This is a genomic window from Amycolatopsis sp. NPDC114478 (genome assembly GCF_055633805.1).
Window position 1 is genome coordinate 1 of sequence record NZ_JBVKDO010000030.1, and the last position, 12,814, is coordinate 12,814.

At 71.9% G+C, this 12,814-nt stretch carries 10 protein-coding genes; 6 read left to right on the top strand and 4 right to left on the bottom strand.

Going from position 1 to position 12,814, the window contains the following annotated elements; all coding sequences use genetic code 11:
- Positions 1-188 precede the first annotated feature (188 nt).
- A complete protein-coding gene (locus tag ACZ7OH_RS45775) occupies positions 189-1,217 on the bottom strand; it encodes a LacI family DNA-binding transcriptional regulator (protein WP_470286650.1) in 1,029 nt (342 codons plus the stop codon).
- Between the two features lie 96 nt (positions 1,218-1,313).
- Here ACZ7OH_RS45775 and ACZ7OH_RS45780 point away from each other — a divergent pair, with 96 nt between their 5' ends.
- From ACZ7OH_RS45780 to ACZ7OH_RS45800, 5 genes are read left to right on the top strand one after another with little or no spacing between them, the layout of a single operon-like run.
- Entirely contained in the window at positions 1,314-2,966 is a 1,653-nt protein-coding gene (locus ACZ7OH_RS45780) for a glycoside hydrolase family 13 protein (protein WP_470286651.1), read from the top strand.
- Between the two features lie 12 nt (positions 2,967-2,978).
- Positions 2,979-4,343, top strand: a complete 1,365-nt coding sequence (locus ACZ7OH_RS45785; protein ID WP_470286652.1) for an ABC transporter substrate-binding protein — start codon at positions 2,979-2,981, stop codon at positions 4,341-4,343.
- Complete coding sequence (locus ACZ7OH_RS45790) at positions 4,340-5,302, top strand: carbohydrate ABC transporter permease (RefSeq protein WP_470286653.1); 963 nt, start codon at positions 4,340-4,342, stop codon at positions 5,300-5,302. The genes ACZ7OH_RS45785 and ACZ7OH_RS45790 overlap by 4 nt, the downstream gene beginning before the upstream one ends.
- Complete coding sequence (locus ACZ7OH_RS45795; RefSeq protein WP_470286654.1) at positions 5,299-6,162, top strand: carbohydrate ABC transporter permease; 864 nt, start codon at positions 5,299-5,301, stop codon at positions 6,160-6,162. The genes ACZ7OH_RS45790 and ACZ7OH_RS45795 overlap by 4 nt, the downstream gene beginning before the upstream one ends.
- 30 nt (positions 6,163-6,192) lie before the next feature.
- Entirely contained in the window at positions 6,193-9,096 is a 2,904-nt protein-coding gene (locus ACZ7OH_RS45800; RefSeq protein ID WP_470286655.1) for a carbohydrate-binding protein, read from the top strand.
- A gap of 48 nt (positions 9,097-9,144) precedes the next feature.
- On the opposite strand, the gene ACZ7OH_RS45805 is transcribed toward ACZ7OH_RS45800, so the two are convergent.
- Complete coding sequence (locus ACZ7OH_RS45805; RefSeq protein WP_470286656.1) at positions 9,145-9,996, bottom strand: helix-turn-helix transcriptional regulator; 852 nt, start codon at positions 9,994-9,996, stop codon at positions 9,145-9,147.
- 99 nt (positions 9,997-10,095) lie between these two features.
- Here ACZ7OH_RS45805 and ACZ7OH_RS45810 point away from each other — a divergent pair, with 99 nt between their 5' ends.
- A complete protein-coding gene (locus tag ACZ7OH_RS45810) occupies positions 10,096-10,854 on the top strand; it encodes an SDR family oxidoreductase (RefSeq protein ID WP_470286657.1) in 759 nt (252 codons plus the stop codon).
- On the opposite strand, the gene ACZ7OH_RS45815 is transcribed toward ACZ7OH_RS45810, so the two are convergent.
- Positions 10,851-11,792, bottom strand: a complete 942-nt coding sequence (locus ACZ7OH_RS45815) for an NADP-dependent oxidoreductase (RefSeq protein WP_470286658.1) — start codon at positions 11,790-11,792, stop codon at positions 10,851-10,853. The two genes, ACZ7OH_RS45810 and ACZ7OH_RS45815, sit on opposite strands and share 4 nt — an antisense overlap.
- Positions 11,793-11,933: 141 nt before the next feature.
- A complete protein-coding gene (locus tag ACZ7OH_RS45820; protein ID WP_470286659.1) occupies positions 11,934-12,779 on the bottom strand; it encodes a helix-turn-helix domain-containing protein in 846 nt (281 codons plus the stop codon).
- Between the last annotated feature and the right edge of the window lie 35 nt (positions 12,780-12,814).

Genomic DNA, 12,814 nt, shown 5'->3' on the forward strand with positions numbered 1-12,814 from the left:
CGGCAAGTCGCCGCGACGTTCCCGCTGACTTCTTCGGGGTGGCGAAGGACGGCCAGGCGCCGGTTCGCGCGCCTGACCAGGTCCTTCTCACTCCATACTCGCTCAGCCATGGGCCTCCCTCGATCAAGGGGCCCAGACTGTCAACAACCTCAGTCAGTTTTAGAGCTAGCGGCTGCCCGACCGGGGCGTCAACGACGTTCGGCGGGTGGGGCGGTCGAGTCGCGGACCGTGAGGCTGACGTCCAAAGTGACCGGACGGCGCGGCCGGGTCCGCTGCTCGATCGCCTCCACCAGCATCGCCACCGCGGTCGCGCCCTTGCGGCCGATGTCCTGCGCGACCGTCGTCAGCTTCGGCGTCACGTACTCGCTGAACTCCAGGTCGTCGAAGCCGACCACCGAGACGTCCCGGGGGATCACCGCGCCCGCCGCGGCCAGGCCCTCCATGATCCCGACCGCGAGGATGTCCGCCGTCGCGAACACCGCCGTGGCAGTCGGGTGCCGCCGGAGCAGCGTCGAACCGCACCCGACGCCCTCGGCGTGCGTCGTGTTGACGACCTCGACCAGGGACGGGTCCCAGGCGACCCCCGCCTCGGTGAACGCCGCGCGGAAGCCCTCGAACCGCTCGTGGACCACCCCCGCCCGGCCGAACGACGGACCCGCGAACACGATCTCCCGGTGACCCAGTGCGAGAAGGTGCGCGGCGGCCAGGCGCGCGCCGACGAAGTCATCCGAACGGGGGCCCGTCGTGAGGCGGTTGCGGGAGTAGCTGTCGATCGCCACCATCGGGACCGGGCCCGCCGTGGCCTTCGTCAGCTTGTCGATCTGCTCGTCCACGAACCCCAGCAGGATCGCGCCGTCGAGGCTCCACGAGTGCAGCGCTTCGGTCACCTCTTCCAGCCGCGCGATGCCGCGGAGCAGCAAGTGGTAGCCCGACTTGCGCAGCGCCCGCTCGACGTGGCCGGCGATCGCCATGTGGTGGGGGCTGATCATCAGGCTGTCGTCGTCGGCCGCGGGGACCAGCAGGCCGATCAGCTTCGACGAGCTGCTCGCCAGGCTGCGGGCCGACGCGCTCGGCACGTACCCCATGTCCGCCGCGATCCGGTGCACGCGCTCGCGGGTGGCGGCCGATACCCGCGCCGCCTTGCCGTTCATCACGTTCGACACGGTCATCATGCTGACGCCCGCCTCTTCGGCGACCTCTCGCAGTGTGACCCGCACGCGCACCGTCCTTCCCGGCTCGAGTGTTGACAGCGTATCAAGCGCACATTACCGTCCTGCCATCAGGTATAGCGCTAAACCCTTCAAGGGGGACCGTTGACGACCCTCAGCTCACCGGCCGTGGCCGCGCCGCCGGAGACCACCCGGGACCGGTGGTGGCGCACCGCCGTCGTGTACCAGGTTTACCCGCGCAGCTTCGCCGACGGCGACGGCGACGGCACCGGCGACCTCGCCGGCGTCCGGTCCCGCCTGCCGTACCTGGCCTCGCTCGGCGTCGACGCCCTGTGGTTCACGCCGTGGTACGCCTCGCCGCTGGCCGACGGCGGCTACGACGTCGCCGACTACCGGGCGATCGACCCCGCCTTCGGCACGCTCGCCGAGGCCGAAGCGCTCATCGCCGAGGCGCGCGAGCACGGCATCCGGACCATTGTGGACGTCGTTCCGAACCACGTCTCGGACCGGCACGCGTGGTTCACCGAAGCGGTGGCCGCCGGGCCGGGATCGCCGCAGCGGCAACGGTTCTGGTTCCGCGAGGGCCGGGGTGACGACGGCGAGCTGCCGCCGACCGACTGGCCCTCGACGTTCGGCGGCCCGGCCTGGACCCGGGTGACGGAGCCGGACGGCCGGCCGGGGGAGTGGTACCTGCACCTGTTCGCCTCGGAGCAGCCCGACCTCAACTGGAGCCACCCGCAGGTGCGGCGCGAGCACGAGGACGTCCTGCGCTTCTGGTTCGACCGCGGCGTGGCCGGCGTGCGGATCGACTCCGCGACCATGCCGGTCAAGGACCCCGCGCTGCCGGAGCTGGACGAAGGGGGCCCGCACCCGTTCGTCGACCGCGACGAGGTGCACCAGATCTACCGCTCCTGGCGCGCCGTCGCCGACTCCTACCCCGAAAAGCGCGTGCTGATCGGCGAAGTGTGGCTGGACGACGCGGCCCGGTTCGCCCGCTACCTGCGTCCGGACGAGATGCACAGCGCCTTCAACTTCGACTTCATGCGCCGCCCGTGGGACGCGCGGCAGCTGCGGGAGTCGATCGCCGAGACCCTCGCCAGCCACCGGCCGGTGCGGGCGGCGCCCACGTGGGTGCTGTCCAACCACGACGTCACCCGGCCCGTCACCCGCTACGGCCGCGAGGACAGCTCGTTCCTGCACGCCCGCACCTTCGACGTCCCGACGGACCTCGCGCTCGGCCACCGCCGGGCGCGCGCCGCGGCACTGCTGTCCGCGGCCCTGCCCGGTTCCCTCTACATCTACCAGGGTGACGAGCTCGGACTGCCCGAAGTGGACGATCTGCCGGCCGAAGCCCGCCAGGACCCGGTCTTCCACCGCACCGGGGGCACCGACCCCGGCCGCGACGGCTGCCGCGTCCCCCTGCCGTGGAACGAAACCGGCGCCACCCACGGCTTCAGCGTCGATCCTCGAGCGACGGCGTGGCTGCCCCAGCCGCCGGAGTGGGCCGGGCTTTCCGTGCGGAGCCAGGAGAACTCGCCGACGTCGATGCTGACGCTCTACCGCGCCGCCCTGGAGCTGCGCCGCACGACCCAGGCGCTGACCGGCGAGGAGTTCGCCTGGCTGGACACCCCGGAGGGCGTGCTCGGTTTCCACCGTGGCGACGATTTCGCCTGCCTGGTCAACTTCACCGCCGAACCCCAGCCGCTGCCGCCGGCGGAGGTCCTGCTGAGCAGCGGCGCGCTCGACCGCGGGCTGCTGCCCGCCGACACGGCCGTCTGGCTGCGCCTTCGGAACTAAGGAGGGACAAGGATGTCCTCGAAAACCTTCGCCACCGTCCTCACCGCCGCACTCGGCCTGACGGTGCTCGCGGCCTGCGGCACCGACAGCGGCGGGGACACCACCGCCGACGGGAAGACCGTCGTCAAGGTCGCCCTCGAGCCCGGCCAGGACAAGAGCGCCGTCGACGCGTTCAACGCCCGTGTCGCGCAGTTCGAGCAAGCGAACCCCGGGGTCGACCTGGTCGTCCAGGAGTTCAAGTGGGACCCGACGAAGTTCACCGCGCAGCTGGCCGGCGGCACGCTGCCGGACGTCGTCACCGTCCCGTTCACCGACGGGCGCGGCCTGATCGAGCGCCACCAGATCGCCGACATCAGCGGCGACGTCGCCCAGCTGCCCTACGCGGGGAAATTCAACCCCGAGGTCGCGAAGACGGGCCAGGACGCGTCGGGCAAGCAGGAAGCCATCCCGATCGCGGCTTACACCCAGGCGTTGCACTACAACCGCACGCTGTTCAAGCAAGCCGGCCTCGACCCGGACCGGCCACCGTCCACTTGGGACGAAGTGCGCGCCGACGCGAAGCGGATCGCCCAGCGCACCGGCGCCGCCGGCTACGCCCAGATGACCAAGGACAACACCGGCGGCTGGATCCTCGTCACCCAGGACTACGCGTTCGGCGGCCGCACCGAGAAGCTCGACGGCGACAAGGCCACCGCCACCATCGACACCCCGCAGCTGCGGCAGGTGCTGCAGAACCTGCGCGCGATGCGCTGGGACGACAACAGCATGGGCGCGAACTTCCTCTACGACTGGAACGGCATCAACCAGGACTTCGCCGCCGGCCGGATCGGCATGTACGTCTCCGGCGGCGGCAACTACAAGGACCTCCTGGCCCAGAACGCGATCAAGCCCGCCGACTACGGCGTGACCGTGCTGCCGCTCACCGGCCCGGACGCCGGCGCCCTCGGCGGCGGCACACTCGCCGTCGTGAACGTCAAGGCGTCGAAGAAGACCCAGTCGGCCGCGGTGAAGTGGATCGATTTCTACTACCTGCGCAAGCTGACCGACGAAGCCGCGGCCCAGGCCGACGCGAAGACCAATGCCGACGCCAAGCAGGCGGTCGGCTCGCCCGAGCTGCCGGTGTTCGACAAGGCCACCTACGACGAGCGGCTGCGGTGGATCGGCCAGTACGTCAACGTGCCGCTGCCGCAGATGACGCCCTACACCGCGAAGATGTTCGACCAGCCGCTGCTGCCCGAGCCCACCCGCGCGACCCAGAAGGTCTACGGCGTGCTGGACACCGTGGTCCAAAAGGTCCTCACCGACCGGGGCGCCGACGTCAACGCCCTGCTCGCGGACGCCCAGACCCAGGCCCAGGCTCTGCTGGACCGGTCGTGACGGCCGCGGCACCACCCCGGATCAAAGCGCCCGCCCCGGCCCGGGAGCGCGCAAGCCGGCCCCGGCGGACGCCGCTGCGGTGGGCGCGCCGCGGCGGCCTCGCCCCGGTGCTGTTCCTCCTGCCGGCGTTGTTCGTCTTCGGGCTCTTCGCCTGGCTGCCGATCGGCAAGTCCGCCCTGATGAGCTTCCAGCAGACCAACCTCGTGACGGCGCCGGAGTTCGTCGGCTTGGACAACTACCGGACCGTGCTGAGCGACCCGATGTTCTGGACCGCCGTCGGCAACACCGGCCTGTTCGCCCTGCTGGCGCTGCTGATCGGCTACCCGGTCCCGCTCGCGCTGGCCGTCCTGATGAGCGAGGTGCGGAAGGCGCGCGGCCTGTTCAGCGCGCTGGCCTACCTGCCCGTGGTGATCCCGCCGGTGGTGGCCGTGCTGCTGTGGAAGGTGTTCTACGACGCCGGCCCGGACGGCCTGTTCAACAAGATCCTCGGCCTGGTCGGCCTCGGGCCGGTGCCGTGGCTGCAGTCCGCGTCGACCGCGATGGGTTCACTCGTCATCGAAGCGACATGGGCCGCGGCCGGCAGCACCGTGATCATCTACCTCGCCGCGCTCACCAGCGTCCCGCCGGAGCTGTACGAAGCCGCCGAGCTCGACGGCGCGGGCATCCGCGGCAAGGTCCGGCACGTCACCCTCCCGCACCTGCGCGGGGTGCTGCTGACGACGTTCATCCTGCAGATCATCGGCACCACGCAGGTGTTCCTCGAGCCGTTCCTGTTCACCGGCGGCGGCCCGGCGCACGCGACCACGACCATCCTGCTGCTCATTTACAACTACGCCTTCGCCGACAGCCTCGGCGGCGACTACGGCGCGGCCACCGCGCTGAGCGTCCTGCTCGCCGGGACGCTCGCGGTGTTCTCCGCCGTGTTCCTGCGGCTGACCCGGTCCTGGAGCACGTCATGAGCGACCGCGGGCTGATCGCCCCGACGGAATGGCGCCGCCCGGGCGTCCGGCGGCTCACCCGGACCCTGCAGGGCGCGCTGCTCGCCGCGTTGTTCGCGGCCGGTCTCGGCCCGCTGCTGTGGCTGGCCAAGGCGGCGGTCACGCCTACGCAGGACACCCTGCGCAACCCGCTCGCGCTGTGGCCGAACGGCCTCGACTTCGCCAACCTGGCGACGGCGTGGACCCGCGTCGAGGTCGGCAGGTACTTCCTCAACACGATCTGGGTGGCGCTCGGCGCGTGGCTGGTCCAGCTGCTCGTCGCCACGACCACCGGGTACGCCCTCGCCGTGCTGAAACCGCGCTACCACAAGGTGGTCACCGCGATCGTGCTGGCGACGCTGTTCGTCCCGTCGGTCGTGCTGCTGGTGCCGCTGTACCTGAGCATGGTCGACCTGTCGCTGATCAACACGTTCTGGGCGGTGTGGCTGCCGTCCGGGGCCAACGCGTTCAACGTCGTCCTCGTGCAACGGTTCTTCGCGAACCTGCCGCGTGAGGTGTTCGAGGCGGCCCGGGTGGACGGCGCCGGGCCGCTGCGCATCTTCGCCTCGGTCGTGCTGCCGATGTCGAAACCGATCCTCGGCGTGGTCTCGGTGTTCGCCGTCATCGCGTCCTGGAAGGACTTCCTCTGGCCGATGCTGGTCCTGCCCGACCCGGCGGTGCAGCCGCTGTCGGTGCGGCTGCCGGCGTTGCAGACCTTCGTCGAGCTCGACGTCTTCCTCGCCGCGCTGGCCATCGCCACGGTCATCCCGGTGGCCCTGTTCCTCGTGTTCCAGCGCCTGGTGCTGCGCGGCGACGCGCTCAGCGGCGCGGTCAAAGGCTGACCCACCAGTCCCCTGTTCAGGAGCGATTCAATGAAGAAACCGTTCTTGCTTCTCGCGGTGACCGCGGTCGTCGCGTCGTTCGCCACCGCACCACCGGCCGCCGCGGCGACCACCAGGCTGGAAGCCGAGTCGGCCGTGCTGTCCGGCGGCGCCGTGGTCCAGAGCGACCACCCCGGCGCGAGCGGCGGCCGGTTCGTCGGCGGGTACGTCGACGGCAACCGCGGCACCGCCAAGACCGACTTCACGGTCACTTCGACCGGCGGCTCGACGACCCTGGTCCTCGGCTACGCCAACGGCACCGGCTCGGCCCGGACGCTGTCCCTGGCGGTCGACGGCGTCACCCGCCAGATCTCGTTGCCCGCGACGGCGAACTGGGACACCTGGGGCCAGTCGAGCACGACCGCCACGCTGTCGTCCGGCGTCCACCACATCGCGTACTCCTTCGGCACGGCCGACAACGGCAACGTCAACCTGGACTACCTCGACGTGACCACCGGCTCGGCGTCGGAATCGGGTGCGCTGGAAGCGGAGTCCGCGACGCTGTCGGGCGGCGCGGTGGTGGCGGCCGACCACGCCGGCTACACCGGCAGCGGGTTCGTCGGCGGCTACACCGACGGCAACCGCGGCACCGCCAAGACGACCTTTTCCGTGACCGCTACGGGCGCCACGAACCTCGCCCTGCGCTACGCCAACGGAAGCGGTGTCGCGCAAACGCTTTCCCTCCTGGCCGACGGAGTCAGGGTTCGACAGATTTCGTTGCCCACGACGGCGAACTGGGACACCTGGGCCACCGCGACCGAGACCGTGACGCTGTCCGCGGGCGCTCACACCGTCGCCTACCTCTACGACACCACCGACAGCGGGAACGTCAACCTCGACAACCTGACCGTCTCGGCGAGCACGAACACCCCGGCCGGCCCTGGAGAAGCCGAAGGCGCGTTCCTGTCGTCCGGCGCGACCGCCGCCACCGCGACCTCCGGGTACAACGGCACGGGTTACGTCTCCGGCTTCGACCACGTCGGCGCGCGGATGATCCGGACCGTCGTCATGGCTTCGGCCGGTACCGCGACGGCCACCGTGCGGTTCGCCAACAGCAGCGGCGCGAACCGGGTGCTCGCGGTCTCGGCCGACGGGCAGGACGCGGGCAGCGTCTCCCTGACACCGGGGACCGGCTGGCGCACCACGACCGTGTCGGTGCCGTTGCGGGCGGGCCTGAACACGCTCGGCCTCGCGAGCACGTCCGCCACCGGGGGTGACGTGCTCGTCGACAGCGTCACCGTCGGCGGCGAGACGGCGGCCGCGACCCGAGGCGCGACCACCCCGTACACCGAGTACGAGGCCGAGGCCGGGACCCTCGCCGGCGGCGCCACCACACTGGCCGCCGATCGCACGTACCGGACGGTGTCCTCGGAAGCCAGCGGCCGCCGCGCGGTGCGGCTCAGCGGCACCGGCCAGTCGGTCGCCGTCACCCTGACGAAGCCGGCCAACGCGCTCGTCGTGCGGTTCTCGATCCCGGACTCGGCCGACGGAACCGGCAGCACCGCCCCGCTGGCGCTCTACGCGAACGGCACGAAGGTCAAGGACCTCACCCTGACCTCGCAGTACAGCTGGGTCTACGGCGACTACCCGTTCTCCAACACGCCGTCGCAGGGGCTGCCGCACCGGTTCTTCGACGAGGTCCGCACCACGATCGGGGACTTCCCGGCCGGCACCGTGCTGAAGCTCCAGAAGGACTCGGCCGCCGCGTCGACCATCGACGTCGACCTCGTCGACGCCGAGCAGGCGCCCGCCGCCACGCCCGCGCCGGCGGGCTCGCTGTCGATCACCTCGTACGGCGCCGTGCCGAACGACGGCTCCGACGCGACGAACGCGATCACCGCCGCCATCGCCGCCGCCCGGTCGCAGAACAAGCCGCTCTACGTCCCGGCGGGGACGTTCCGGATCAGCGCGCCGATCAGCGTCGCCGACGTGAAGATCTTCGGCGCCGGACCGTGGTCGTCGGTGCTCCAGGGCACCGGCCTCAAAGGCGGGTTCTTCGCCACCGGACCGAACGTGACGATCGCCGACCTGGCCATCTTCGGCGACAACCGCGCCCGAGACGACGCCAACGGGAACGCCGCGCTGGAAGGCAACTTCGGCACCGGGTCGCTGCTGCAGAACCTGTGGATCGAGCACACGAAGGTCGGGCTCTGGGCCGACTCCGGGACCGACGGCCTGTACGTCGTCGGCCTGCGCATCCGCGACACCTACGCCGACGGCGTGAACATCCACGCCGGGGGCGGCGTCACGAACGACGTCCGCGTGGACCAGTCGGTGCTGCGCAACACCGGCGACGACGCCCTGGCGATGTACTCGGAGGGCAACGCCGTGACGAACAGCGCGTTCACCGCGAACACCGTGCAGGTGCCGACGCTGGCCAACGGCATCGGCCTCTACGGCGGCACGGGCAACCGCGCGGAGGACAACCTCATCAGCGACACGGTCGCGGCGTCGTCGGGCATCGCCGTCAGCACGCGGTTCAACCCGGTGGCGTTCAGCGGGACGACGGCGGTGCGCCGCAACACCCTGACCCGCACCGGCGGGGACGAGCCCAACTGGAAGAAGCCGTTCGGAGCGCTGCAGATCTTCGCACTGAGCAAGGACATCAGCGCGCCGATCGTGGTGGCGGACCTGACGATCACCGACACGACCCGGCAAGCCGTGCAGGTCTCCGACGAGCGTCTCGACCCGGGCGCGGCCATCGTCGGCCGGAAGGTCACCCAGCTGAGCCTGGACACGGTGACGATCACCGGGGCCGGCACGTACGGGATCGACCTCAGCTCGGCGGGGTCGGGCTCGGTGTCGAACACGGCGGTCACGGGCGCGGCCTCGGGCGGGCTGACCAACCCGGGCGGCTTCACCCTCACCCGGGGACCGGGCAACTCGGGCTTCTGACCGGGGGAGGTGCGCTCCGCCGATCCGGGCGGAGCGCACCTCCGACGGTCAGGACGAGGCGGCGTCCTCGAACCGCTCGTTGCCCAGTACTCGCAGCAGCTGCAGCTTCTCGAAGGCCTCCGTGCGCGGAGGTGCCGTCAGCACCAGCAACGCCTGGGACTGGTCCTCGGTGAACAACGCCTGGCAGTCCACTTCGATCTCGCCGAGCTGCGGGTGCACAAGCACCTTGTGGTCCTCGAACCGCTTCGCGACTTCGTGCCGCTCCCACAACTGCGCGAACTCCTCGCTCTCGCGGATCAACGCCCGTACCAGCTCCCCGGCCCGCGAGCGCGGGCCCATCGAGCCGTGCGCGGCACGCAGGTTCGCCACCAACGCCCGGCTTTGCCGGTCGCGGTCACCCTCGGGGTAGATCAGGCGCTCGTCGGGGTCGGTGAACCAGCGGTAGATCTCGCTGCGCGCCAGGCCGGTGTGCTCGGCCTTGCCGCCGTAGAGCGCTTCGGCGAGGCGGTTGCGCACCAGGACCTCGCCGAGGTTGGACAGGATCAGCGCGGGCGTGTCCGACAGCCGGTCCAGCACCCGCAGCAACGCCGGCGCCACGTGCGCGGCCGTCGCGGCGGGGGAGGGGGCCGTGCGGCCGGCCACCTCGAACAGGTAGTCGCGCTCGGCGTCGGTCAGGCGCAGCGCGCGGGCCAGCGCGGCCAGCATCTGCTCGCTCGGCTGCGGACCGCGCTGCTGCTCCAGCCGCGTGTAGTAGTCCGTCGACATCGCCGCCAGCGACGCGACCTCCTCCCGCCGCAGCCCGGCCGTCCGGCGGCGCGCGCCCGGCAGCAGGCCGACGTCCCCGGGCCGCAGCTGTTCCCGGCGCCGCCGCAGGAAGGCCGCCAGTTCCGCACGATCCATACCCCCAGTATCGCGCCCGCCGCGGCCGCAACCAGGGATCGCCGATCCCCCGATGAGTGCTCTCTGCCGCCGCCCGCCGGCGCCGGCGAGAGTCGGGGCATGGACATCACCGGAAACACCCTCTTCATCCCCGGCGCCACCAGCGGCATCGGTCTGGCCTTGGCCCTTGCCCTCAAGGACCGGGGCAACACCGTGGTCGTCGGCGGCCGCCGCACCGAACTGCTGGAGAAGCTCGCCGCCGAGCACCCCGGCCTCGGCACCGTCCGGATCGACACCACCGACCCCGCGAGCATCCAGGCGGCGGCGAAGGAGGTGCTCGCCCGCTACCCCGAGCTGAACGTGCTCGTGACCATGGCCGGCGTCATGCGCGTCGAGGACTGGCACCAGCCGGACACCTTCCTCGAGTCGGCCGAAGAGGTCGTGACGACCAACGTGCTCGGCCCGATCCGGCTGATCGCCGCGTTCGTCGAGCACCTGCGGACCCGGCCGGACGCCACCATCGTCACCGTCTCCTCGGGCCTGGCGTTCGCCCCGCTGAAGGTGACGCCGAGCTACAACGCGTCGAAGGCCGCGATCCACCTGCTCAGCGAATCACTGCGGCTGCAGCTGGCGGACACGTCGGTGAAGGTCGTGGAGCTGGTGCCGCCGTCGGTGCAGACCGACCTGCTGCCCGGCCAGGCCGAGAACGAACACGCCATGCCGCTCGGCGAGTTCGTCGCCGAGGTCGTGGACATCCTCGAGACCCGGCCGGACGCCCGGGAGATCCAGGTCGAGCGGGTCAAGTTCCTCCGCTACGGCGAGGTCCGCGGCGACTACGACCAGGTCGTCGCGACCCTCAACGGCACCGACCCGCACTAGACCGTCACGACGACCTTGCCGTGCACCGCGCCCTCGGCGGCGCGGGCGTGCAGGGCCGCCAGCTCGGCCAGCGGCACCCGCTCGGCGACGTCGACGCGCAGCTCGCCGGAGTCGACCAGCGCCACCAGCTTCGCCAGCTGCCCGGCGTCGCTGCGGACGAACAGGTCGACGCCGCGCACACCGCGGTCCTCGTCGGACGGCGCGGGCATCCACACCGTCGTGTTCACCACGACCCCGCCCGGCCGGACGACGGTGACCAGCGCGGCCAGCTCCGCCGGGTCGACCGGCGCGAGGTTGAGCGCGACGTCGACCGGCTCGGTCACCGCCGCGGTCACGCCGGTGGCGGTGTGGTCGACGACCTCGTCCGCCCCGGCGGACTTGACCGCGTCGGCGCTGCGCGGGCTGGCCGTGGCGATGACGTGGGCCCCGGCCTCCTTGGCCAGCTGGACGGCGTAGCCGCCGACCGCGCCGCCGGCGCCGTTGATCAGCACGCGCTGGCCGGCGGCCAGCTTCCCGTGCTCGAACAGCGCCTGGTAGGCGGTCAGCGCGACCAGGGGCAGGGCGGCGGCGTCGGCGAGCGGGACGTCCTTCGGCGCGGCGGTCAGGACGTCGGCCGGCGCGAGGACGTACTCGGCGGCGGCGCCGTCCTTGTCCATCGGCAGGAAGCCGACGACCCGGTCGCCGACCGCGAGGCCGTCGACGCCCTCGCCCAGCGCGTCGACCGTGCCGGCGACGTCGAGGCCGGGGGTGTGCGGCAGCTCGACCGGGATGGGGCCGCGCATGAAGCCGCCGCGGATGTTGCCGTCGACGGAGTTGAACGACGTCGCGGCGACGCGGACGCGGACCTGCCCGGCGCCGGGGTCGGGGTCGGGCACCGCCACGTCTTCGTAGCGCAGGACGTCGGGGTCGCCGTAGTCGTGGAAACGCACTGCCTTCATCGGGCTTCTCGCTTTCAGGAACGCTTCGAATTCGAAGCAACTATCGAGCACGGTACTGCTGCTTCGAATTCGAAGCAAGTGATGCCGCTCACCGCCGGGTTCTTGATCACCCGGCTCTCAGGATCGTGGTCGCGGGCCCGGTCAGCCTGGGCCGGTTTGGCCCACCCTCAGCACGGCCGGCGCGGCGGAGGCGCGGACGACCTCGCCGAGACGGGCCGCGTCGGCCGAGCCCGGCGCGGCGGTGAGGACCGCCGCCATCAGGTCGTCCCCGGGCACCCCGAGCAGGTTGCCGTCGAGCGCGATGTCCTCGCCGTCCGGCGTCTGGAACACGGCGCGGTTCTCATAAGCGGCAACGGTTTTCGGGCTGCGCCACAAGGTGTCGAACGCGCGGCTGGTGCTCCGCAGCTCGTCGACGAGCTCGGCGAGCGCCGCGTCGGCGGGGTAGCGCAGGGAGGTGTCCCGCAGCCGGGCGGCGAGCGCGGCCCGGAACCCGGCCTGGTGCTCGTCGGTCCGGGCGATTTCCCTTCGCGGGTCGCGGAACGTGCGCCACGCGACGTTCCAGTCCCGGGCCCCGGCCGACGCCGCGCCGCCGAGCGCCAGCCACGCGCCGTTGACCGCGATGGCGTTCCACGCCGCGTCGGTCAGGAACGCCGGGGTGTCACCGAACCGCTCCAGCAGCCGGATCGCCGCCACGCCGGCTTCGCGCGGGACTTGCCCGTCGGACGCGGCGTACCCGGCGAGGGCGCAGAGCCGCTCGTAGTCCGCCCGGCTGACCCGCAACGCGCGCGCGATCGCGGTCACCACGCCGGCCGACGGGTGCCGGCGCCCCTGCTCGAGTCGTCGGACGTAGTCCGCGGACACCCCGGCCAGCTCGGCGAGCTCCTCCCGGCGCAGGCCGCGGACCCGCCGCCCGGCCCGAGACCCGCCGGCCGGTTCGGTGTGCTCGCGCAACCAGCGCACGGCGGCGCCGAGCTCGGACAGCGACATGGCGCCAGTGTGCCCGGGTTCGCGTTCCCGTGGGA

Coding starts and splice junctions, on each gene's coding strand:
- ACZ7OH_RS45785 (WP_470286652.1), top strand. CDS start 2,979: ATGTCCTCGAAAACCTTCGCCACCGTCCTCACCGCCGCACTCGGCCTG.
- ACZ7OH_RS45795 (WP_470286654.1), top strand. CDS start 5,299: ATGAGCGACCGCGGGCTGATCGCCCCGACGGAATGGCGCCGCCCGGGC.
- ACZ7OH_RS45800 (WP_470286655.1), top strand. CDS start 6,193: ATGAAGAAACCGTTCTTGCTTCTCGCGGTGACCGCGGTCGTCGCGTCG.
- ACZ7OH_RS45805 (WP_470286656.1), bottom strand. CDS start 9,996: ATGGATCGTGCGGAACTGGCGGCCTTCCTGCGGCGGCGCCGGGAACAG.
- ACZ7OH_RS45810 (WP_470286657.1), top strand. CDS start 10,096: ATGGACATCACCGGAAACACCCTCTTCATCCCCGGCGCCACCAGCGGC.
- ACZ7OH_RS45815 (WP_470286658.1), bottom strand. CDS start 11,792: ATGAAGGCAGTGCGTTTCCACGACTACGGCGACCCCGACGTCCTGCGC.
- ACZ7OH_RS45820 (WP_470286659.1), bottom strand. CDS start 12,779: ATGTCGCTGTCCGAGCTCGGCGCCGCCGTGCGCTGGTTGCGCGAGCAC.